The organism is Streptomyces sp. NPDC001843 (genome assembly GCF_042891955.1).
Classification (GTDB): Bacteria; Actinomycetota; Actinomycetes; order Streptomycetales; family Streptomycetaceae; genus Streptomyces.
The window spans coordinates 1-22074 of record NZ_JBIATQ010000032.1 but is presented as its reverse complement, the minus strand read 5'-3'; the positions used below and the strand labels follow the sequence as shown (position 1 = coordinate 22074).

General features: G+C 70.4%; 21 protein-coding genes, 1 tRNA gene and 1 pseudogene. 14 read left to right on the top strand and 9 right to left on the bottom strand.

Features of this window, described 5'->3' with window-relative positions; genetic code table 11:
- The 4 genes from ACFYZQ_RS39780 to ACFYZQ_RS39765 all read right to left on the bottom strand — a co-directional run.
- A partial coding sequence (locus tag ACFYZQ_RS39780; protein WP_389159126.1) for a 2-oxoacid:acceptor oxidoreductase family protein occupies positions 1 to 1164 on the bottom strand: 1164 nt, incomplete at its 3' end.
- Positions 1165 to 1302: 138 nt separating this feature from the next.
- Entirely contained in the window at positions 1303 to 1962 is a 660-nt protein-coding gene (locus ACFYZQ_RS39775; protein WP_389159128.1) for a LuxR C-terminal-related transcriptional regulator, read from the bottom strand.
- Positions 1963 to 2149: 187 nt separating this feature from the next.
- Positions 2150 to 3520: a sensor histidine kinase gene (locus ACFYZQ_RS39770; RefSeq protein ID WP_389159124.1), complete on the bottom strand. Its 1371-nt coding sequence runs from the start codon at positions 3518 to 3520 to the stop codon at positions 2150 to 2152.
- 112 nt (positions 3521 to 3632) lie between these two features.
- On the bottom strand, positions 3633 to 4817 hold the full coding sequence (locus ACFYZQ_RS39765) for a sensor histidine kinase (RefSeq protein ID WP_389159122.1): 1185 nt from the start codon (positions 4815 to 4817) through the stop codon (positions 3633 to 3635).
- A 245-nt stretch (positions 4818 to 5062) separates the two neighbouring features.
- Between ACFYZQ_RS39765 and ACFYZQ_RS39760 the strand changes: the two genes are divergently transcribed.
- The 12 genes from ACFYZQ_RS39760 to ACFYZQ_RS39705 all read left to right on the top strand — a co-directional run bounded on the left by ACFYZQ_RS39760 (position 5063) and on the right by ACFYZQ_RS39705 (position 16554).
- Positions 5063 to 5467, top strand: a complete 405-nt coding sequence (locus ACFYZQ_RS39760) for an NADH-quinone oxidoreductase subunit A (RefSeq protein ID WP_389159120.1) — start codon at positions 5063 to 5065, stop codon at positions 5465 to 5467.
- Complete coding sequence (locus ACFYZQ_RS39755) at positions 5458 to 6132, top strand: NADH-quinone oxidoreductase subunit B (protein ID WP_389159118.1); 675 nt, start codon at positions 5458 to 5460, stop codon at positions 6130 to 6132. Before ACFYZQ_RS39760 ends, ACFYZQ_RS39755 begins: the two co-directional genes overlap by 10 nt.
- The gene (locus tag ACFYZQ_RS39750; RefSeq protein WP_389159116.1) at positions 6129 to 7319 is read left to right on the top strand and encodes an NADH-quinone oxidoreductase subunit C; all 1191 of its coding nucleotides are present in this window, start codon (positions 6129 to 6131) and stop codon (positions 7317 to 7319) included. Before ACFYZQ_RS39755 ends, ACFYZQ_RS39750 begins: the two co-directional genes overlap by 4 nt.
- A complete protein-coding gene (locus ACFYZQ_RS39745) occupies positions 7316 to 8284 on the top strand; it encodes an NADH-quinone oxidoreductase subunit H (RefSeq protein ID WP_389159114.1) in 969 nt (322 codons plus the stop codon). Before ACFYZQ_RS39750 ends, ACFYZQ_RS39745 begins: the two co-directional genes overlap by 4 nt.
- A complete protein-coding gene (locus tag ACFYZQ_RS39740) occupies positions 8284 to 8943 on the top strand; it encodes a NuoI/complex I 23 kDa subunit family protein (RefSeq protein WP_389159113.1) in 660 nt (219 codons plus the stop codon). The genes ACFYZQ_RS39745 and ACFYZQ_RS39740 overlap by 1 nt, the downstream gene beginning before the upstream one ends.
- On the top strand, positions 8940 to 9599 hold the full coding sequence (locus ACFYZQ_RS39735) for an NADH-quinone oxidoreductase subunit J (RefSeq protein WP_389159111.1): 660 nt from the start codon (positions 8940 to 8942) through the stop codon (positions 9597 to 9599). Before ACFYZQ_RS39740 ends, ACFYZQ_RS39735 begins: the two co-directional genes overlap by 4 nt.
- Entirely contained in the window at positions 9599 to 9979 is a 381-nt protein-coding gene (nuoK, locus tag ACFYZQ_RS39730) for an NADH-quinone oxidoreductase subunit NuoK (RefSeq protein WP_389159109.1), read from the top strand. Before ACFYZQ_RS39735 ends, nuoK begins: the two co-directional genes overlap by 1 nt.
- Positions 9976 to 11970, top strand: coding sequence for an NADH-quinone oxidoreductase subunit L (locus ACFYZQ_RS39725; RefSeq protein WP_389159107.1), 1995 nt, complete (start codon positions 9976 to 9978; stop codon positions 11968 to 11970). The genes nuoK and ACFYZQ_RS39725 overlap by 4 nt, the downstream gene beginning before the upstream one ends.
- A gap of 6 nt (positions 11971 to 11976) precedes the next feature.
- Positions 11977 to 13605, top strand: coding sequence for a NuoM family protein (locus tag ACFYZQ_RS39720; protein ID WP_389159105.1), 1629 nt, complete (start codon positions 11977 to 11979; stop codon positions 13603 to 13605).
- Positions 13602 to 15116: an NADH-quinone oxidoreductase subunit N gene (locus ACFYZQ_RS39715; protein ID WP_389159103.1), complete on the top strand. Its 1515-nt coding sequence runs from the start codon at positions 13602 to 13604 to the stop codon at positions 15114 to 15116. The genes ACFYZQ_RS39720 and ACFYZQ_RS39715 overlap by 4 nt, the downstream gene beginning before the upstream one ends.
- Positions 15117 to 15301: 185 nt before the next feature.
- Positions 15302 to 16165: a zinc metalloprotease HtpX gene (htpX, locus tag ACFYZQ_RS39710; protein ID WP_389159101.1), complete on the top strand. Its 864-nt coding sequence runs from the start codon at positions 15302 to 15304 to the stop codon at positions 16163 to 16165.
- On the top strand, positions 16162 to 16554 hold the full coding sequence (locus tag ACFYZQ_RS39705) for a YccF domain-containing protein (protein WP_389159099.1): 393 nt from the start codon (positions 16162 to 16164) through the stop codon (positions 16552 to 16554). The genes htpX and ACFYZQ_RS39705 overlap by 4 nt, the downstream gene beginning before the upstream one ends.
- 93 nt (positions 16555 to 16647) lie before the next feature.
- Here ACFYZQ_RS39705 and ACFYZQ_RS39700 read toward each other — a convergent pair whose 3' ends face one another.
- Complete coding sequence (locus tag ACFYZQ_RS39700; RefSeq protein WP_389159097.1) at positions 16648 to 17913, bottom strand: APC family permease; 1266 nt, start codon at positions 17911 to 17913, stop codon at positions 16648 to 16650.
- Between the two features lie 155 nt (positions 17914 to 18068).
- Between ACFYZQ_RS39700 and ACFYZQ_RS39695 the strand changes: the two genes are divergently transcribed.
- A complete protein-coding gene (locus ACFYZQ_RS39695) occupies positions 18069 to 18335 on the top strand; it encodes a GlsB/YeaQ/YmgE family stress response membrane protein (protein WP_388798409.1) in 267 nt (88 codons plus the stop codon).
- A gap of 57 nt (positions 18336 to 18392) precedes the next feature.
- Here ACFYZQ_RS39695 and ACFYZQ_RS39690 read toward each other — a convergent pair whose 3' ends face one another.
- Positions 18393 to 18881, bottom strand: a complete 489-nt coding sequence (locus ACFYZQ_RS39690; RefSeq protein WP_152778272.1) for a YajQ family cyclic di-GMP-binding protein — start codon at positions 18879 to 18881, stop codon at positions 18393 to 18395.
- A gap of 224 nt (positions 18882 to 19105) precedes the next feature.
- Here ACFYZQ_RS39690 and ACFYZQ_RS39685 point away from each other — a divergent pair.
- Positions 19106 to 19187, top strand: a tRNA-Tyr gene (locus tag ACFYZQ_RS39685).
- Positions 19188 to 19361: 174 nt separating this feature from the next.
- Here the strand turns inward: ACFYZQ_RS39685 and ACFYZQ_RS39680 are convergent.
- The 3 genes and pseudogenes from ACFYZQ_RS39680 to ACFYZQ_RS39670 form a co-directional block, all read right to left on the bottom strand.
- The gene (locus tag ACFYZQ_RS39680) at positions 19362 to 20741 is read right to left on the bottom strand and encodes a tyrosine-type recombinase/integrase (RefSeq protein ID WP_389159095.1); all 1380 of its coding nucleotides are present in this window, start codon (positions 20739 to 20741) and stop codon (positions 19362 to 19364) included.
- Between the two features lie 61 nt (positions 20742 to 20802).
- Entirely contained in the window at positions 20803 to 20991 is a 189-nt protein-coding gene (locus tag ACFYZQ_RS39675; protein WP_389159093.1) for a helix-turn-helix transcriptional regulator, read from the bottom strand.
- Positions 20992 to 21444: 453 nt separating this feature from the next.
- A pseudogene (locus ACFYZQ_RS39670) lies at positions 21445 to 22074 on the bottom strand (ATP-binding protein); the annotation flags it as partial.

Below are 22074 nucleotides of genomic sequence, written 5' to 3'. Positions count from 1 at the left end.
GCCGAACATCGCCTGCAGCAGATCCGCCTGCTCCGTCTTGGTCGGCAACCCCGTCGACGGACCGCCGCGCTGGATGTCCACCACCAGCAACGGCAACTCCAGCGACACCGCCAGACCAACCGTCTCGCTCTTGAGCGCCACCCCCGGACCAGACGTCGTCGTCACCGCCAGCGACCCGCCGAACGCCGCACCCAACGCCGCCCCGATCCCCGCGATCTCGTCCTCCGCCTGGAACGTGCGCACACCGAAGTTCTTGTGCCGGCTCAGCTCATGCAGAATGTCCGAGGCCGGCGTGATCGGATACGAACCCAGGAACAACGGCAGATCCGCCTGCCGCGACGCCGCCACCAGCCCGTAGGCCAGCGCCAGATTCCCCGAGATGTTGCGGTAGGTGCCGACGGGGAAGGCTTTGGCGGCCGGAGCGACCTCGTAGGAGACCGCGAAATCCTCCGTCGTCTCCCCGAAGTTCCAGCCCGCCCTAAACGCCGCGATGTTCGCCGCCGCAATCTCCGGCTTCCCCGCGAACTTCGACTTCAGGAAGTTTTCCGTACCCTCCGTCGGCCGGTGATACATCCACGACAACAGGCCCAGCGCGAACATGTTCTTGCTGCGCTCGGCCTCCTTACGGGACAGAGCGAACTCCTTGAGCGCCTCCACCGTGAGCGTCGTCAGCGGCACCGGATGCACGCCGTAACCGTCCAGCGAACCGTCCTCCAACGGATCGGACGCATAGCCGACCTTCTGCAAAGCCCGCCTGGTGAACTCGTCCGTGTTGACAATGATCTCCGCACCCCGCGGCAGATCACCGATGTTCGCCTTCAACGCGGCCGGGTTCATCGCCACCAGCACATTCGGCGCATCACCCGGCGTGAGAATGTCATGATCGGCGAAATGCAGCTGGAACGACGACACACCCGGCAGAGTCCCGGCAGGAGCACGGATCTCCGCCGGAAAGTTCGGCAACGTCGACAGGTCGTTCCCGAACGACGCCGTCTCCGACGTGAACCGGTCACCCGTGAGCTGCATACCATCACCCGAATCACCCGCGAACCGGATGATCACTCGGTCGAGGCGGCGGACGTCCTTCACTCCCGCCGGTTTGCGCTGCTCTCCCACGACGGCTCCGTCGGCCTGTTCCGCTGCGCTGCTGACCTGGCTGGTCACTGAACTGGACCTCCTCGAGGCGGCTGTCCGGGGCGTGGTCGTCCCGTGGACCTTCCCAGGATCAACCCTACGTCGCTTAGGGTCGCCTTCCCTCGGCCATTCGCATGATGGACGGCGATTCGCCGGGGACCGGCCCGGTCATGAGTTCAGGTACGTGAGGACCGCCAGCACACGCCGGTGGTCGCCGTCGCTCGGCGACAGCCCCAGCTTCAGGAAGATGTTGCTGACGTGTTTCTCCACGGCTCCGTCGCTGACCACCAGCTGCCGGGCGACCGCCGAGTTCGTCCGGCCCTCGGCCATCAGCCCCAGAACCTCCCGCTCCCGCGGGGTGAGGCCGGCGAGCACGTCCTGCTTGCGGCTGCGCCCGAGCAGCTGCGCGACCACCTCCGGGTCCAGCGCCGTACCGCCACCCGCCACCCGCACCACCGCGTCCACGAACTCGCGCACCTCGGCGACGCGGTCCTTGAGCAGGTAGCCGACGCCGTTGCTGGAACCGGCCAGCAGTTCGGTGGCGTAGCGCTCCTCCACGTACTGTGACAGCACCAGCACACCCAGTCCGGGATGCGCCCTGCGCAGCCGTACGGCGGCCCGGACACCCTCGTCGGTGTGGGTCGGCGGCATCCGGACGTCGGCGACCACCACGTCGGGCAGGGTGCCCTGCGCCTCCAGGTCGGCGATGGTCTTGATCAGCGCCTCGGCGTCCCCCACACCGGCAACGACCTCGTGTCCGCGATCGGTCAGCAACCGGGTCAGGCCCTCCCTGAGCAGCACTGAATCCTCGGCGATGACCACCCGCACCTTGTTCTCCACGATCTTCCGGCCCCCCACGCCCGCCGTCCCCGTCTGTTCCTGTGAAGGTTCAGCATTCCAGCATCGGGAGCGGGCCGTGGCCGGACAAGGGGATTTCCTCGTCGGCCGCCGGCCGCCGGCCGCCGGCCGCCGGCCGCCGGCCGCCGGTCAGCGGTAGGCGGTAGGCGGTAGGCGGTCAGCGGCGCCAGGGCAGCTCCGCCGTCACCCGGGTGGGGCCGCCGGCCGGGGAGTCCACGACGAGGATCCCGTCCACCGCGTCCAGCCGCTCGGCCAGCCCGGCGAGCCCCGAGCCGGCGGACACGTCGGCCCCACCGAGCCCGTCGTCCACGACCTGGAGCAGCAGCCGGTCCTCCGACCGCCACACGTCCACGGTGGCCGACGAGGCCCGGGCGTGCTTGCTGACGTTCTGCAGCAGCTCGGAGACCGTGAAGTAGGCGATCCCCTCGATGGCCGGGGCGGGCCGTTCGGCGAGTTCCACCTCGACCTGGACGGGCACCGTGCAGCGGGAGGCGACGGAGGACAGGGCGGCGTCCAGGCCGCGGTCGGTGAGTACGGCCGGATGGATGCCCCGAGCCAGATCGCGCAGCTCCTGCAGCGCCGTCTTCACCTCGCCGTGCGCGTCCTCGACCATCCGGGCCACAGCCTTCGGGTCCTCGGTGAGTTTCTCCTTCGCCAGCCCGAGGTCCATGGCCAGCGCCACCAGACGGGCCTGCGCGCCGTCGTGCAGGTCACGCTCGATGCGCCGCAGGTCGGCCGCCGCCGTGTCGACCACGACACCCCGGTCCGACTCCAGCTCCACCACCCGCTTCGCCAGCCGCGACGGCCCGAGCAGCCCCAGCACCAGCAACCGGTCCACCATCGTCAGGGCCCGGACGATCCACGGCGTGGCGAGCGTGAAGAGCAGCCCGACCAGCGCGGTCACCGCGATCTCGAACGGGTTGTCGAGGTAGACGCTGTGGTGGGTGTCGCCGTAGAGCTGCAGGCCGCCCTGCCCGCCGTACATCGGGAACACCCAGAACCACAGCGGGTACGTGAGCAGCGCCCAGCCGCACGTCCAGAAGGTGACGGCGACGGAGAACGAGAACACCGCCCACGGGAAGTGCAGCAGCGTGTACAGCAGGTGCCGCCAGGACGTGCCGCTCTTCAGGACCGCCCCCATCCAGGCCAGCGCACCGTTCTTGCGCACCTGCAGCGGCTCGGGGTCGGCCACCTCCAGCCGGAGCAGCCCGCGCGCCCGCGCCCGCTCCAGCTCCCCGATGCCCCGGCACCCCGCCAGCGCGCCGGCCAGCACCGGGATGCCGAGGAACGTCACCAGCAGGCCCGCGCCCAGCGCCACCATGGTGACGGCGTACGTGAACGTCACGACCGCGACCGGCAGGTTCAGCAGGACGTAGCCGAACTCGCGCCAGCTGCGCGCCTCCCAAGGGGTCCGCAGCGCGGCGGGCAGCCGGTGCCGGCGGTGACCCCAGTCGTCGGTGCCGCGGGGTCCGGGCCGGTCGTCGTACCCGTAGCCCTGCCCGTGCTCCTGTCCGTACCCCATGGTCATCGGTGTCGTCCCGTTCTCCTCGTCCGACGGCTGTCCTGCCGTACGTCCAGACTGCTGCGGCGCAGGTCGACGGGCCATGGAGGCCGTCGGCGTCTTCGGTGGGGGGTTTTCCCTACCCACGGCCGGGGGGTTCCGTCCGGTCCCGCCAGGGCAGCTCGGCGGTGACGGTGGTGGGGCCGCCCGGCGGCGAGTCGACGACGAACAGCCCGTCGACGGCACCGAGCCGCTCCGCGAGCCCCCGCATCCCGGTGCCGCCGTCCAGCCGCGCGCCACCGCGCCCGTCGTCCCGGACCTGGATCAGCAGCCGGTCCCCGGACCGCCACACCTCGACGGAGGCGGACCTCGCCCCGCTGTGCTTGCTGACGTTCTGCAGCAGCTCGGAGACCGTGAAGTAGGCGATGCCCTCGATCGCGGCAGCGGGCCGCTCCGTCAGTTCGGCGGTCACCTTCACCGGCACGGTGCAGCGGGAGGCGACCGAGGACAGGGCGGCGTCCAGGCCGCGGTCGGTGAGGACGGCCGGGTGGATGCCCCGGGCCAGATCGCGCAGCTCCTGCAGCGCCAGTTTCACCTCGCCGTGTGCCTCCGCGACCATGGCGGCCGCCGAGTCGGGATCCTCCAGCAGCTTCTCCTTCGCCAGGCCGAGCCCCATGGCCAGGTTGACCAGACGGGCCTGCGCGCCGTCGTGGAGGTCACGCTCGATGCGCCGCAGGTCCGCCGCCGCCGTGTCCACCACCACCCCACGGTCGGACTCCAGTTCGGCGATACGGCGTTCGAGCTCATTCGAGGGTGACAACAGCCCGCGCACCATCGCTCGGTCCGCGTTCGCCAGGCCCCTCGCGATGAACGGCAGCACCGGCCACAGCACGAACAGCGAGGTCAGGGTGGTGACGAAGGTGAGGATGCCCCAGGGCAGCCGGATGAAGTCGTACAGCAGCGTGCGCCAGCCGACCGGATCCTTCAGCGCCATCCACAGCCGCTGTAACAGCCCGCCGCTCTTCCTGAGCGGCAGCGGGGTCGGCTCCTCCACCCGGACGCCGAGGAGCACCCGCGCCCGGCCCCGCTCCAGCTTCCCCAGCTGACGCGCGCCCAGCAGACTGAACGTGAGTAGCGGGAGCCCGACCACGGTCAGGGTCAGGACGCCGCTGACCAGCAGCACGCCGAAGACGTAGGCGAAGCCGAGGAGCGCCACCGGCAGGTTGACCAGGAGATGGGCGATCTCCTTCCAGGTGTGCTTGTCGTAGGCGAAGCGCGCCGGCGGCAGATTGCGCTCGTCGGCAGTCGAGTCGGGTGCGGTCATACGGCGTAGCGTGCCGTGCCCGGCGCCGCGGCGCCATGAGGTCCGCCGCCGCCGTGGGCGGGGGAAAACCCCACCCTCGCCCTGCCCACCCCGTCTCAGGCGGTGACGGGCTGCTTACCCTCTCTTTATCAGGGCCTAGACTCCCGTGCGTACACATCGTCGGATCGCGTCAACCACCACGGTCCACGATGACCACGGTTCACGATTCGCCACAGTCACCAGGTCAGGGAGCGAGGGGACGCACGGTGCGGGAGACATTGGGGGGCTCGACCGTCGTCGCGGCGGACTACTTCCGGTCCTATTCGGTCGTCGGACTGCTCGCCCTGGTCGGCGTGCTGTTCGTCGCGGTCGCCTTCGGGGCCGGCCGTCTGCTGCGACCGGTCGTCCCCACCCCGGAGAAACTGCTGACCTACGAGTGCGGCGTGGACCCCGTCGGCGAGGGCTGGGCCCACACCCAGGTCCGCTACTACGTCTACGCCTTCCTCTACGTGATCTTCGCGGTCGACTCGATCTTCCTGTTCCCCTGGGCGACGGTCTTCGCCGCTCCCGGCTACGGCGCGACGACGCTGGTGGAGATGTTCGTCTTCCTCGGCTTCCTCGCCGTCGGCCTGCTGTACGCATACAAGAAGGGCGTCCTGGCATGGACGTGACCCCCACTCCTTCCGAGCCCGTTCTGCTCCCAGAGCCGAAGCGGCTGGGCGCGCTCGCCCGGCTGGCCCCCGAGCCGATGAAGGTGGTCCTCAACTGGGGCCGCCGCTACTCACTGTGGGTCTTCAACTTCGGCCTCGCCTGCTGCGCGATCGAGTTCATCGCCGCTTCCATGGCCCGCCACGACTTCATCCGGCTCGGCGTCATCCCGTTCGCACCGGGCCCCCGCCAGGCCGACCTCATGGTGGTCTCCGGCACGGTCACGGACAAGATGGCCCCGGCCGTCAAGCGCCTCTACGAGCAGATGCCCGAGCCGAAGTACGTCATCTCCTTCGGCGCGTGCAGCAACTGCGGCGGACCGTACTGGGACTCGTACTCGGTGACCAAGGGCGTCGACCAGATCATCCCCGTCGACGTGTACGTTCCCGGCTGCCCGCCCCGGCCCGAGGCCCTCCTGCAGGGCATCCTCAAGCTCCAGGAGAAGATCGCCCGGGAGTCGCTCGGCGAGCGCTACGGCACCGGCGAAGCCGCACGCCCCTCGGCTGCGGCACTCCAGAGCGGCCTCGTACGACCCCCGGCGCAGCCGTCCGACGGGTCCGACGGGTCCGACGGGTCCGACGGGTCCGACGGGTCCGACGGGTCCGACAAGGGGGTCGACGCCCGATGAGCACCGTCGGCTGGCTCCCCGCCCCCGTCGAGGATCTCTTCGGTGCGCAGGCGACGGCCGAGGAGTCCTACGAGGTCCTGACGGTCGACGTGCCGCCGTCCTCCTGGATCCCCGCGTTGGAAACGGCGCGTACGACCCTGTCCTGCACCTACTTCGACTGGCTGAGCGCGGTCGACGAACCGGGCACGGGCTTCCGCGTGGCGGCGCACGTCGTCGCCCTCTCCCCGGTCCGCCGTCTGCTGCTGCGCACCACGGTCCCGCACGAGGCGCCGGCGCTGGCCTCCGCGGTCGGCGTGTACGCGGGCGCGGCCTGGCACGAGCGCGAGACGCACGAGATGTTCGGTATCCGGTTCGATGGCCATCCCGCCCTGGAACACCTCCTCCTCCCCGAGAACTTCGAGGGCCACCCCCTGCGCAAGGACTTCGTCCTGGCCGCCCGGGTCGCCAAGGCCTGGCCGGGCGCGAAGGAACCCGGCGAATCGGACCACGGCGGCCCCAAGCGCCGCCAGATGCTTCCCCCCGGCGTCCCCGACCCGAACGAGTGGGGTCCGCTCAAGGGCCAGCTCCCCCCTGCCCCGGCCCGCCCGGCCCGGGGTGCGGGCCGCGCGGCGGCCGCCGGAGAACGGCCGGTGCGCGCTGCGGGCGAACGGCCGGTACGGCGGACCCGCACGGCCGGGGAGGGCTCGGTGAGCCAGGCCCCGGCGACGGAGTCGGCACCTACGACACCTCGCCGGGCGCGTAGCGCGTCGGAGGGGTCGACGAGCCAGCGGGACGCCGCCGGGCCGGCCGGGCCGCGCCGGGCGCGCAGCGCGAGCGGAGGGTCCGCCTCGCAGCGTGCGCAGGGTGCGGAACCGGCGGAGCCGACCGCGACACCGCCGGGCACCTCCGCCCCGCCCTCCCCGCGCGCCGCCGCCCCCCACAGCTCGGACGCACCCTGGCACCACGCCCGCCCGGCTTTCGACGAGCCGGAGGCGAGGCGCGCACCGGAACCCGGCACCGAGACGGCGCCCGAGCCCGGGAACGGGAGCGGGCCAGAGCCCGAGACCGGAACCCGGCCAGAGCCCGAGACGGGGACCGAGCCTGAGACCAAGCGCGGGAGGGGACCCGAGACCGAGCCAGGGAACGGACCCGGCGAGGGGTCCTCGCCCGGGGACGCCCGCAACGACTCCTCAGGAGGCCCGCAGTGAACGACGCGCTCGACGTCGCCCTGCGACTCCTGGTCGTGTTCGTCGTCTTCCTCACCTTCCCCCTGATCGTCGGACAGACCGAGCACAAGGTGATGGCCCATATGCAGGGCCGCCTCGGCCCGATGTACGCGGGCGGCTTCCACGGCTGGGCGCAGCTCATCGCGGACGGCGTGAAGTTCGCGCAGAAGGAGGACGTCGTCCCCGCGGGCGCGGACCGCCGTATCTTCCAGCTGGCGCCCGCCGTGGCCCTCCTGCCGTACCTCCTGGTGCTCCTCGCCATCCCGATCGGCCCGAGCGAGAGCGCGGTCGGCCAGGTGCTGGACGCCGGCGTGTTCTTCGTGCTCGCGGTGATGGGCGTCGGTGTCCTCGGCTCGCTCATGGCCGGCTGGGCCAGCGCCAACAAGTTCTCCCTCCTCGGCGGACTGCGCACCGCCGCCCAGCTCCTCGCCTACGAACTCCCGATGCTCCTGACCGCCGCCTCGGTGGCCATGGCTGCGGGGACCGTGTCGATCCCCGGGATCCTCCACGCCTTCCACTGGTGGTGGCTGCCCTGGCAGATCGTCGGCGCGGTCGTCTTCTTCGTGGCGGGACTGGCCGAGCTGCAGCGCCCGCCCTTCGACATGCCCGTCGCCGACTCGGAGATCATCTTCGGCGCGTACACCGAGTACACCGGCCTGCGCTTCGCCCTGTTCCTGCTCGCCGAGTACGCCGGCATCGTCGTCCTGTGCGGCCTGACCACCGTCCTCTTCCTCGGCGGCTGGCACGGCCCGTGGGGCGCCGACGGCCTCGGCTGGGTCTGGACCCTGCTGAAGACCGCGATCCTCGCCTTCGTCGTGATCTGGCTCCGCGTCACCTACCCGCGGCTGCGCGAGGACCAGCTGCAGAAACTCTCCTGGACGCTCCTCGTGCCCCTTTCCCTCGCCCAGATCGCCCTCACCGGCATCGTCAAGGTGGTGATCTCCTAGTGGCCCCCGTCCCCGGATCCGGCCTCGCCAAGGGCCTGGCCGTCACCCTCCGCACGATGACGAAGAAGACCGTCACCGAGCAGTACCCGGACGTCCAGCCCGACCTGCCGCCCCGTACTCGCGGCGTCATCGGCCTGTTCGAGGAGAACTGCACCGTCTGCATGCTGTGCGCCCGTGAGTGCCCGGACTGGTGCATCTACATCGACTCCCACAAGGAGACGGTCCCGGCGGCGACCCCCGGCGGCCGCGAACGCAGCCGCAACGTCCTCGACCGGTTCGCCATCGACTTCTCTCTGTGCATGTACTGCGGTATCTGCATCGAGGTCTGTCCTTTCGACGCCCTGTTCTGGTCCCCGGAGTTCGAGTACGCGGAGAGCGACATCCGCGACCTCACCCACGAACGCGACAAGCTCCGCGAGTGGATGTGGACGGTCCCGGCCCCGCCCGCCCTCGATCCCGGCGCTGAGGAGCCGAAGGAGATCGCCGCCGCCCGCAAGACCGCCGAGAAGCTCGCGGCCCAGCAGGAGGCGGCCCAGCAGGAGGTCGCCGCCGGCGAGCCGCTCGCCGACGAGCAGGCACGCGCGGCCGAGCAGCCGACCCGGCCGGCGGGGGACTCCAAGCAGCAGACGGACCAGCCGAGGCAGGAGGGCCCGGAATGACCCTCGCCGCAGCCGCCGGCCTCGTCACGGCGCACTCCGTCACCACCGCCGGCCCCACCGCCACCGGAACCCACGGCTTCCTCTCCCCGAACGGCGTCGAGATCGCCTTCCTCCTCGTCGGCCTGGTCACCTTCGGTGCCGCGCTGGTCACCGTCACCACCCGGAAACTGGTGCACGCCGCCCTGTGGCTGGTCGTCACCCTCGGCGGCCTCGCCGTGGAGTACCTCCTGCTCACCGCCGAGTTCATCGCCTGGGTGCAGGTCCTCATCTACGTCGGTTCCGTCGTCGTCCTCCTCCTCTTCGGCCTGATGCTCACCAGGGCCCCCATCGGCCGCTCACCGGACGCCGACTCCGGCAACCGCTGGGCCGCCCTCACCGTGGCCGTCGCCGCCGCGGCCGCCCTGGTCTGGGTGGTCGTCGACGCCTTCCGCACCACCTGGATCGACCTGGACGGCCCGGCCGCCGGATCGACGAAGGTCACCGGCGCGAGCCTCTTCCAGAACTGGGTCCTCCCCTTCGAGGCCCTCTCCGTCCTCCTCCTCGCCGCCCTGGTCGGCGCGATCGTGCTGTCCCGCAAGGCCAAGGAGGACATGGCCGGCACCCCGGACGCCACCGGCGCGCGGCAGGACCAGGCCGACAAGGAAGGTGTCCGCTGATGCACCTCGCCTATCCCGCCGTACTCTCCGCCCTCCTGTTCTGCACCGGCCTGTACGGCGTCCTCGCCCGCCGCAACGCGATCCTGGTCCTCATGTCGGTCGAGCTGATGCTCAACGCCGTCAACCTCAACCTGGTCGCCTTCGACGTCTGGCTCAGCAAGACCGCCCGGGAGACCCTGCACTCCGGCCAGGCCCTGACCCTGTTCACCATCGCCATCGCCGCCGCCGAGATCGGCATCGGCCTGGCGATCGTCCTCTCCGTGTACCGCAACCGCGGCACCTCCGACATCGACCGTCTCCGCGACACCGCCGAGGGCCACGGTGAAGACGGCCCCGACAGCGACAACCCCGCGGCCGAGAAGGCTGAGGCCACCGCGTGAGTACGACCACCCTCGCCGTCCTCGTCCCCCTCCTTCCGTTCCTGGGTGCGGCGGCCGGCCTGCTGCTGGGCCGCACGGCCCCCGGATTCGTCCGCCCGCTCGCCGTCCTGCCGACCCTGGTCGCCCTGGTACTGGCCGTGCTCGTCGCCGTCCGCCAGGGCGGTGGCCAGGCGATCACCTCCGCCACCGAGCTGACGCCCACCGGCTCCGTACCGATCGAACTGGCCCTCTACGTCAACGGCTTCGCTGCCCTCGTCGCGGTCCTGGTCGCCGTGGTCGCCACCTGCGTGCAGGTCTACTCGACCGGCTACCTGCGCGACGACCCGCGCTACCCCTCGTACGCGGCCCTCGTCTCCCTTTTCACCTCCGCGATGTTCCTGGTCGTCTACTCGGGCGACCTGATCGTGCTGCTGGTCGGCTGGGAAGTCATGGGCATCTGCTCCTACTTCCTCGTCGGCCACTACTGGGAGACCCCGGAAGCCCGTGCCGCCTCCATCAAGGCCTTCCTGGTCACCAAGCTCGGCGACGTCCCCTTCCTCATCGGCCTGTTCGCGCTCGGCACCGACGCCGGGTCCTTCCGGATCACCCGCGTCCTCGGAACCGTCGCGAGCGGCGGCCTCCACCACCCGACGCTGATCGCCCTGCTGCTCCTGGCGGGCGTGGCCGGCAAGTCGGCGCAGTTCCCGCTCCACACCTGGCTTCCCGACGCGATGGCGGGCCCCACACCCGTCTCCGCGCTGATCCACGCCGCGACCATGGTCGCCGCCGGCGTCTACTTCGTCGCCCGTCTCCTCCCGGTCTTCGAGGCCTCCACGGCCGCGATGCTCGTACTCGCCGTCATGGCGGCCGTCACGATGACCGGTTCCGGCCTGGCCGCGCTCGCCCAGGACGACATCAAGCGGGTCCTCGCCTACTCGACGATCGGCCAGCTCGGCTACATGACCGGCGCCCTGGCCGTCGGCGACCGAAGCGCCGCCGTCTTCCACCTCCTCTCGCACGGCGCCTTCAAGGCGCTGCTGTTCCTCGCGGCCGGCGTGATCATCCACGCCGCCGGCACCAACTCGCTGGCCGCCATGTCCCGCATGAGTCACCTGCGCGACCGCATCCCCGACGCCTACTGGACGATGACCGTGGCGCTCCTCGCGCTCGCCGCGATCCCTCCCTTCAGCGGCTTCTTCTCCAAGGAGTCCGTCCTCGGCGCGGCCGAGCACGTCGTCACCGGCCACACCGAGCACGCCCCCGCCGCCGCGGGTTGGCTGATCCTCGTCGCCGGCCTGCTCACCGCCCTGCTCACCGCCGCCTACGCCACCCGCCTGTGGCTGCTGGCCTTCCGTGGACGCGGCGCCGAGGCCCCCGAGCACGGCCGCCAGCCACTCAGCATGACCGTGGTGCTGTGGGTGCTCGCCGTCCCGTCCCTCGCCTTCGGCGCCTTCGCCTACCGGACGCTGCCCGGCTGGTTCGACGGGCGTGGCCTCACCCCGACCCTCCTCACGTCCATCCTCGGCACCGGCCTGGCCCTGGTCGGCGGGCTCGTCACCTACGGCGCCTGGCAGCGCACCACCGCACTCGCAGCCCGCGCCCCGCTCGGCGCGGTCGCCGCCCACCCGGAGGGCGACGCCGCACTGGTCGAGGCGGAGGCCATCGCCAGCCACGCCCCCGTCTACGGAGACGTGGCCTACGCGCCCGACCCGGCCGATCCCGGACGGCTGCTGCTCGGTCCGCTGCACCGGCACGCGGCCGTCGGCTTCCACCTGGACGCCGTGTATGCGGTGCTGTTCGTCCGCCCGGTCCAGGCCGGGGCGAGCCTCGTCCGGTTCCTGGACCGCGAGGTCGTCGACACCTACGTACGCGGCGCCGCCGCGCTGCCCCGCCTGCTCGGGGCCGCCGTACGGCGAGCCCAGACCGGCAACGTCCAGACCTATGTGAGCGCGCTGCTCGCCGGCACCGTCGTCCTGGCGGTCGCCGTCCTCCTCGTCACCTCGGGAGCGTGAGCAGGCGTGATCGATATCAACGAGTCCGTGATGCAGTTCCTTCTGGCATTCGTCGTCGTCGGCCCCCTCCTCGGCGCCGTCGCCGCCCTCCTGCCCGCCCCGCCCGGTCTGAAGGGGAAGTCGCCCGAGCAGGCCGTACTACGGCACGGCGTCACCGTCACCGCCGCGATCCTCATTGCCGCGATCGTCCTCGCGCTCGGCTTCGACCACGACCATCCGTCGAAGATGCAGGCCACGACCGACATCAGCTGGATCCCCGCACTCGACGTGCGGATCCACCTCGGCATCGACGGCATCTCCCTCCCCCTTCTGGTCCTGACCGCGCTGCTGACCTTCCTCTGCGCGCTCTACTCGTACTTCAAGCCGCCCGCGGGCCCGAGCCCGAAGGCGTTCGTCGCACTGCTGCTCGTCCTCGAGTCCGGCACCCTCGCGACCTTCGCCGTCCTCGACCTGCTGCTGTTCTTCCTCGCGTTCGAGACGGTGCTCATCCCGATGTACTTCCTCATCGCCCGCTGGGGCGGCGAAGGGCGGACCCGGGCCGCCTGGAAGTTCATCCTCTTCACACTGCTCGGATCCGTGGTCATGCTGCTCGGCCTGCTCCTGATCGGGATCAAGGCGGGCACGTTCGACATGATGGCACTCGCCACTGACAACGGCCGGTCGCTGAGCACATCCGTGCAGGTCATCGCCGTTCTGGCGATCGGGATCGGACTCGCGGTCAAGACCCCGATGTGGCCGCTGCACAGCTGGCTGCCGGACGCCCACACCGCCGCGCCCACCGTCGGCTCGGTCCTGCTGGCCGGCGTCCTGCTGAAGATGGGCACGTACGGGTTCGTCCGAATTCTGCTGCCGGTGGCACCCGACGGCTTCCACACCTTCGCGCCCTACCTCGCCGCCTTCGCCGTCGTCGGGATCATCTACGGGTCCCTGGCCTGTCTGGCCCTGGCCAAACAAGGTGCCAAGGGGGACCTGAAGCGGCTCATCGCCTACTCCTCCGTCGGCCACATGGGCTTCGTCCTGCTCGGCATCGCCACCACCACCCCGACCGGGGTCAACGGTGCTCTGTTCGCCAACATCGCCCACGGCCTCATCACCGGCCTCCTCTTCTTCCTGGTCGGCGCGCTGAAGGACCGCACCGGCAGCACCGACCTCGACACCCTTGCCCTCCCGTCGCCCGACCACCGCCCCTCAACGAGCGGCTCCGCCGCGCCGAATCCTTTCCAGACCGGCGGCGCGCTGTACGGCAAGGCCCCCCGCCTCGGTGGCCTGCTCGCCTTCGGCGCCGTCGCCTCGCTCGGCCTGCCCGGCCTCGCCGGGTTCTGGGGGGAGATGCTCGCGCTGTTCGGCGCGTTCAACCCCGCCGCCGACCTCAGCCGCCCCGCCTTCCTCACCTTCATGGCGATCGGCGCGTTCGGCACCCTGCTGACGGCCGCGTACATGCTCGTCGTGGTCCGCCGCGTCTGCATGGGCGCCGCACCGCAGGACCTCCCCAAGCTCGCCGACGTCCACGGCTACGAGTTCGCGGCCTGGACCCCGCTCGTCGCCCTCACCGTCGTCGCCGGGCTCTGGCCGAAGGCCCTCCTCGGCCTGACCGACCCGGCCGTGCAGCAGCTCCTCGCAGGAGGCACCCGATGAGCGCCCTGGCCCAGTCGGCCGTCCAGTCCGTCGACTGGCTCGCGATCGCCCCGCCCACCCTCGCGGCCGTCGTCGCCCTCGCCGTCCTCGTCGCCGACCTGTTCGTGCCGGACACCCGCAAGGCCGTCCTCGGCTGGGTGTCCGTCGCCGGACTCGCCGCGTCAGCCCTCCTGCTGCTGCCCCTCCTCGACGGCGACCGCAGCACCTTCTGCCTCACCGGGGCCACGCACGCGTGCAGCTACACCGCCGACCGGTTCACCCTCGTCATCCAGTTCCTCGTGCTCGGCGGCGCCCTCCTCGCGGCCCTGCTGTCGGTCACCACGCTCAAGGACGCGGACCGGAGCGTCCCCGAAGGGGAGTACTGGTTCCTGCTGCTCTCCTCGGCAGCGGGCGCCGCCCTCCTGCCCGCCTCCCGCGACCTCGCGACCCTGATCGTGGCCCTGGAGGTCGCCTCCCTGCCCGCCTTCGCCCTCGTAGGCATCCGGCACGGCGACCGCCGCTCCTCCGAAGCGGCCCTGAAGTTCTTCCTGTCCTCGGTCACCGCGACCGCGGTCAGCCTGATGGGCATCAGCTTCGTCTACGCCTCCACCGGCACCCTCTACCTCACCCAGGTGGCCGACCGGATTCAGCACGTCGACGGACAGCTCCACACCCTCGCCCAGACCGGCGTCGTCCTCACCCTGGTCGGCTTCGCCTTCAAGACGGCCGCCGTCCCCTTCCACTTCTGGGTGCCCGACACCTACGTCGGAGCCCCCCTGCCCATCGCCGCCTACCTGTCGGTCGTCGGCAAGGCCGTCGGCTTCTCCGGCCTGATCCTCGTCACCGTCGTCGCCTTCCCGTCGTACGCCGACGTCTGGGGCCCCGCGCTCGCCGCGCTGGCCGCCCTCACCATGACCGTCGGCAACGTCGGCGCCCTGCGGCAGCAGGCGACGCGCGCGTACAGCGCCGTACGACTGCTCGCCTGGTCCTCCGTCGGCCAGGCCGGCTACCTGCTGGTGCCGATCGCCGCCGCCGGATACACCAAGGACGCCCAGAAGACCATCGGCTCCACCGTCGCCTACGCGCTGATGTACGCCGCCGTGAACCTCGGCGCCTTCGCCGTGGCCGCGCTGGTGGGCCGCACCAGGCCCCTCAACCGGATCACCGACTACCGGGGCCTCTACGCGTCGAACCCGCTGACCGCCCTGCTCCTGGCCTTCTTCCTGCTGTGCCTCGCCGGACTGCCGCCGGGCGTCATCGGCCTGTTCGCCAAGGTCACCGTCTTCTCCGCGGCCGTCGACGCGGGCCTCGGCTGGCTCGCCGTCGTCATGGCCGTCAACGTGGTGATCGCCCTGTTCTACTACCTCCAGTGGACGGCCATGCTGTTCCGTGCTCCCGAGGGCGAGCCCGGCCGCCACCGGATCCCGGCCCCCCTCACCGCCGCGCTCGCCCTCACCGGCGTCCTCGGCGTCGCCCTTTCCGGCGCACCCCAGCTGGTCCTGCGCTTCGCGGCCACCGGCCTGTTCGGATGACTCGCCACGCGCGCACGGGGCACTCGTGGCCCACGCGCGTGGGGCCATAAGGGCACGTCACCCGTACGGCCGACACGCGCCGCCGCCTGTGGCAGGGAACTCGCGGCGGCCACCTGGCGTTGACCAGAGCGGGAGGGTCCACTGGACCAAAGGGTTCCCCTGATGCACGACTTGGAGGGCGCACCGTGCACCGCCGGCACAACGGGCTCAGGACCGCAGTACTCCTCGGGGGACTGTCCGCACTCATCATCGTCATCGGCAGCTTCTTCGGCCGCATGGGGCTGATCATCGCGGTCCTCGTCGCCCTCGGCACGAACGCGTACGCGTACTGGAACAGCGACAAGCTGGCGCTACGCGCGATGCGCGCCCGCCCGGTGAGCGAATTCGAGGCCCCCGGGCTGTACCGCATGGTCCGCGACCTCTCCACCCAGGCCCGCCAGCCCATGCCACGCCTGTACATCTCCCCGACGGAGGCACCGAACGCCTTCGCCACGGGCCGCAACCCGCGCAACGCCGCCGTGTGCTGCACAGAAGGCATCCTGCGGATGCTGGACGAGCGCGAGCTGCGCGGCGTCATCGGCCACGAGCTCAGCCACGTCTACAACCGCGACATCCTCATCTCGTCGGTCGCCGGCGCGCTCGCCTCCGTGATCATGTTCCTGGTCAACTTCGCCTGGCTGATCCCGATCGGCCGCTCCGACGACGACGAGGGCCCCGGTCTGCTCGGCATGCTTCTGATCATGATCCTGGGCCCGCTCGCGGCCAGCCTGATCCAGCTGGCCATCAGCCGCTCCAGGGAGTACGAGGCGGACGCCTCCGGGGCCCAGCTCACCGGTGACCCGCTCGCCCTCGCCAGTGCCCTGCGCAAGCTCGAGTCCGGCACCCAGCAGCTTCCGCTGCCCCCGGAGCCCCGCATCGAGACCGCCAGCCACATGATGATCGCGAACCCCTTCCGCCCGGGACAGGGCCTGTCGAAGATGTTCTCCACCCACCCGCCGATGGCGGACCGCATCGCCCGGCTCGAGAAGATGGCAGGTCGATACCAGTGAGAACCATCCTGAACGTCATCTGGCTGATCCTGAGCGGCTTCTGGCTGTTCCTCGGCTACCTGCTCGCGGGTCTGCTGCTCTGTATCACGATCATCGGCATCCCGTTCGGCATCGCTGCTTTCCGTATCGGCGTCTACGCACTGTGGCCCTTCGGGTACACCACGGTCGAGCGCCGCGACGCGGGTGCCGCCTCCTGCGTCGGCAACGTGCTGTGGCTGATCCTCGCCGGCTGGTGGCTGGCCATCGCCCACATCGTCACCGGTATCGCCCTCTGCCTCACGATCATCGGCATCCCGTTCGGGATCGCCAACTTCAAACTGATCCCCATCTCGCTGTTCCCCCTGGGACGCGAGATCGTGCCGTCGGACGAGCCGTTCGTGACGCGCTGACAGCCGTCCGCCTCCACTGACCGGCCTTCAGGCGGGCGCCACCCGGGCCGAGTTGTCCACAATCGGCTCGTTGTCCACAGGTCCGCCCGGTTGTCAGCGGCGGCCTGCATCATGGGTACCGAATCCCATCCACCGCCGTACCGCGAAGGCCAGCACTCCCACCGCCAGCACACCCGCCCCCACGGCCACCGAGACCGCCGGCAGGGCGAACGCCAGCGTCACGCACCCCACCAGCCCCACCGCCGGCACCGCACGGGCCCACAGAGCCGGGCTCAGCGTCCAGGCCGACGCGTTGGCGATCGCGTAATAGGCCAGCACACCGAAGGAGGAGAAGCCGATGGCGCCCCGTACGTCCACGGTCGCCGCCACCACGGCGACGACCGCACCCACCGCCAGCTCCGCGCGGTACGGAACCTGGAAGCGCGGGTGCACGGCGGCCAGCGCCCCGGGCAGATGCCGGTCGCGTGCCATGGCCAGCGTGGTCCGCGAGACGCCGAGGATCAACGCGAGCAGCGAGCCCAGCGCGGCCACGGCCGCCCCCGCCCGCACCACCGGCACCAGCCCCGGCGCCCCCGCCGCCCGCACCGCGTCGGCCAGCGGTGCCTCCGCGTGCCCCAGCCGGCCCGCGCCGAGCACGGACAGGGCGGCGACGGCCACGCACGCGTACACCACCAGCGCGATACCGAGGGCCAGCGGGATCGCGCGGGGGACGGTGCGGGCCGGATCCCGCACCTCCTCACCGAGGGTCGCGATCCGCGCGTACCCGGCGAACGCGAAGAAGAGCAGTCCGGCCGCCTGAAGCACCCCGCCCCCGCCCGACGACAACCCGATGCTCAGCCGTCCCGCGTCGGACCGTCCGGACGCCAGGCACACGACCACCACGGAGGCGAGGACCGCCAGCACCACGGCCACGATCACCCGCGTCAGCCAGGCGGACTTCTGGATGCCGCCGTAGTTCACGGCGGTCAGCGCGACGACGGCCGCGACCGCCACCACGTGCGCGTGTCCCGGCCAGACGTACGCGCCCACGGTGAGTGCCATCGCCGCGCAGGAGGCGGTCTTCCCCACGACGAAGGCCCAGCCCGCGAGGTAGCCCCAGAAGACCCCGAGGCGCTCTCTCCCGTACACGTACGTACCGCCCGAGGCCGGATACAGGGCCGCGAGCCGGGCGGACGAGGTGGCGTTGCAGTAGGCCACCAGGGCCGCGACGGCCAGCCCGAGCAGCAGGCCCGATCCGGCGGCGCGGGCCGCAGGCCCGAGTGCGGAGAAGACGCCTGCCCCGACCATCGAGCCGAGTCCGACGACCACGGCGTCTCGCACCCCCAGGGTGCGGCGCAGCTCAGAACCGGAGAGTGCCATGCGCTGGACCCTACTGACCGATGCAACCGCCGGGTGTGCCCGGGACGTCCCGTTCATCAACAAGGCACGAACACGTGCACGCCGGACAGCCGGTCCTCACCGAATTCTCAAGCACCGGACAGTGCGGGCACAGCACGGAAGGGCAGGTTCACGGCATGAGCATCGTCGGTTGGATCATCCTCGGGCTTCTGGCCGGAGCCATCGCCAAGGTCCTGCTGCCCGGGCGCGACCCGGGCGGTTTCATCGGCACGACCCTCATCGGCATCGCGGGCGCGTTCATCGGCGGCTGGATCTCGGCCCGCTGGCTCGACCACCCGGTGTCCAAGCACTTCTACGACGGCGCCACCTGGGCCGCCGCGATCGGCGGCTCGCTGGTCCTGCTGATCGTCTACCGCATCCTGTTCGGCAACTCGCGCGACTGACACGACGGAAGGCGGGCGCCGTCGGGTGCCCGCCCTTCCTCGCGGTGGAATGCCCTCCTACCGGTAGTTCACGAACTGCAGCGCGAAGTCGAAGTCCTTGCCCTTCAGGAGTGCGATCACGGTCTGCAGGTCGTCGCGGCTCTTGGAGCTGACGCGCAGCTCGTCGCCCTGCACCTGCGCCTTCACGCCCTTCGGCCCCTCATCGCGGATGATCTTCGCCACCTTCTTCGCGTTCTCCTGGGAGATGCCCTCCTCGATCGACGCGAAGATCTTGTACTCCTTGCCGGAGAGCTGGGGCTCGCCCGCGTCGAGCGCCTTCAGAGAGATGCCGCGCTTGATCAGCTTGGACTGGAAGACGTCGAGGATTGCCTTGACCCGATCCTCGGAGTTCGCCTCCATCAGGATCTTCTCGCCGGACCACGAGATGGAGGCGCCCACGCCCTTGAAGTCGTAGCGCTGCGAGATCTCCTTGGCGGCCTGGTTGAGGGCGTTGTCGACCTCCTGCCGCTCGACCTTCGAGACGATGTCGAAACTGGAGTCGGCCATGTGCTGTGGCTCCTTGTGTCCGGGTGTGTATCGGGTGCGTGTCGGCGTGCGCGGCGGCGGCCGCCGAGCCCGGCACAGGGCCGGACCGCATCCGCACCAGCCTAGCCACCCCGCGTCGTCGAGGGGCCGATCAATGGAGTGGCGAAGCACCCCTCCGCATCGGGTATTGTTTACGTCGTTGCCAGGGAGCACCGCCGAAAAGCGGTTCGACCGGCATCACCCCCGGCGGTGTGCCCGAGCGGCCAAAGGGAGCAGACTGTAAATCTGCCGGCTCAGCCTTCCCAGGTTCGAATCCTGGCGCCGCCACACTGGGGAAGACCCCCTCTGAACAGGTTCTTAGCCTGGTCGGAGGGGGTTTCTCGTTGATCGGCCCTGTTCGATCCAGCGTGGACGAGACGCGGACGTGTCTCACCCCGTATCGCCCACATCCCACTGTTGATCAGTGCGTGTCCCCCAGGTGTCCCCCGGGAGTGAGCATGATCACTCGGGCTCGTTCCACTCCCGAAGTGCTGCGTCGATACGGCTGTTGGCATGTTCCCGTGTCTGATCAAGCACCTTGGCGTACACCTTGTGCAGTACCGCGATGCTGTGTCCGGCGCGGCGGGCGCACTCCATGGCGTCCACTCCGGAGCTGAGCCAGAACGAGACGCCGGCGTGCCGCAGGTCATAGGGGCGGCGGGCGAGCAGTGAGGACGTCTCCACTTCGCTCAGCACATTTTGGCGAGCCTTTGCCCAGACCTCCCCGTAGCCGGTCTCCTGAAGCAAGCCGTTGCGGCTTGTCCGGAAGAGCCGGCCGTCGGGCGCCGTGCCGTGCGTGGCGATGTGCTCCCTGAGCATGCGGACGAAGTGCGGCGGGATTGGCACCGGGCGGGAATCCTTCTTGGCGCGAGCCTTCAGGTGGCGGGTCTCGTGTGCCGTCCCGTCGTTGGTCCAGCTTCGCCCTGCTCGAACGATCCCCTGGCGCAGGGTGAGCATCCCCCACCCTGTCTCCGGAAGGTGGCACTGACCCGCGCGCAGTCCGGCAGCCTCAGCCGGACGCATAGCCGCGTAGTACAGGCATCCGAAAAACGCTTCCAGATGCCGCCCGCGCGACCCCTGTTCGCGTACCCCCGCCAGTAGTGCGCGGACCTGGCGAGGGTTGGCGACGCTCTCGGGGTCCACCGCCTCAACAGCCTTCGGGGCAGTCCACTTCACGGCCGAGAGCGGGTTGACCGGCATGGTGAAGTACTGCTCTTCCACGGCGAGTCCGAGAACGTCACTCAGGCACGCCCGCTTTCGCTTCGCGGTCCGTGGTGAAGCCTCCTTCCCGTCCAGCCGCAGGGCGAGAGCGTCCAGGGCCAGGCGGACGGTTGCGGGGTCTTCCAGGGCGGAGACCGGCATGGAGTGCTTGGCGATCCATGCCAGGGCGCCGGCCACGTCGTCCGGGGGAGTCTCGTTCCAGCGGTTCCGGTTGTACGCCCACCCGTAGAGGGCGCGTCGCAGTAGTGCCGGGGCGGGCATCCCGGTCTTCGTCTTGACGAGTGCCGGTGTGATCGTGGCTAGCGCGTCGGCGTAGTTTTTCCGCGACTTCGCTGGCGCCAGTGCCCACTTGCGGTCGACGTAGGTACGGGTGTGCTCGTACCAGGTGATGGAGCCCTGTTTTGCGCGCAGTTCGGATACGGGCAGGCCCGTCTCTTCGTCGAACTGGTCCCCGCTCCGTACGGCGGACATGAGTTCCGAGCGGCGCCCCTCTGCCTGCACTTTGAGCGTGTAGCTCTTGGAGTGCTTGCGCTCCCCGACCAGCCAGCGGAGGCGGTATGGCTTCGGGCGGTCCTTCCGGATCTCGATGGAGTAGAGACGGACGTCATAGGTCGGTGACATGCAAACTCCAGAGGGGCCCGCTTCCTGCGGGCCCCTCGTGTCTCGTGTGTACCGGAAGGGGCTAGGCGGCGGTGTCTTCCATGGACGCCCACCACGCGTCCAGGTCGGTGCGGCGGCAACGGAGGTGACCATTGGGGAGCTTGATGAGCTTCGGCGCCTTGCCTCGGGCACGCATGCGGTAGAAGGCGGCGCGGCTCATCTCGATCTCTTCGAGAACTTCGGGGAGCTTGAGCATCTTGGGGCGAGCCATCGTTGCTACTCCTCGCTTGGGCTGGCCTTGGGGTGGGGTGAGTGTGTCCGAGGTGCGGATTTCTGCGTCACCTGCGTCATCTGCGTCATTCACCGCTTTGACCTGCGGATTTGCGGTGACGCAGCACGGTGGGGGTGCGTCACCGGTGACACGGGCTCCCGTCATCGGGTGACGCAGGTGACGCGGGGTGACGCAGGGTTCGGCTGTCTGCGTCACCTGTCTTTCGGCAGGTCACCGGCCCTTTTCGGGGTGCGGGTGACGCAGGTGACGCAGCGTCTCTCTACTTCGGACAAAGAGAGGGTGATGTCTGTTGTGGTGCGCGGCTCAGAGAGCGAAGAAGGAGCCGCTTCGCGGCGCGACCCCTCGCAGGGCGGCGCCGCCGCCGACCAGCAAGAGGAGCACGCAGGGACGGGTGCTCCTCTTGCTTGTGCGGCTGGTCGTGGTGACGCGCGGTCAGAAGGCCGCTTCCTGCTCGGGCGAGGGCGGCGCGGCGGACGGTCGCGCGATCTCGATGTAGCGGGATGTGTTGGTGCGTCCCCAGTCGATGAGTACGCCCCGGGCGGCGAGGGTGGGCTGAAGGCGCTTGAGGCGGTCTGAGAGCACCTTGCCGGTGGTCGGCCACCCTTTGGGCAGGGGACGGAAGTCCTCGCCCGTGTAGAGGACCGTGAGGCAGTGCAGCCATTCGGCTGACGTCATCCGCTGCTCGGTGCCCGGGTCGATGCCGGCGGCGTGCTTGAGCACGGTCTGTGCCAACAGGTCGCCCTCGATGACGTCGTCGTTGAGGTCGTCCAGGCTGGCCCGGTAGGCGGCGAGCGCTCCCAGACCGGTGGCCGCGTCGAGCTGCGCGCACAGGTGCGCGAAGTCGGCCATGCGCAGGTCGGTCGGGATGTCCGCCTCAGCCGCCCGCACCTGCACGGTCAGGTCCAGGAGCGAGCCGAGAATGACGGGCAGCACCTCTGCGAAGTCGGACCACAGCTCCGCCTCGGTCCGCCGGACCCGGGGGCGTTCCAGGCGGAGTGGCAGGAGCCGTTCGGCGAGGTCGGGCCGGATCACGCCGACGTCGATGCCGGTCAGGAGCAGGGG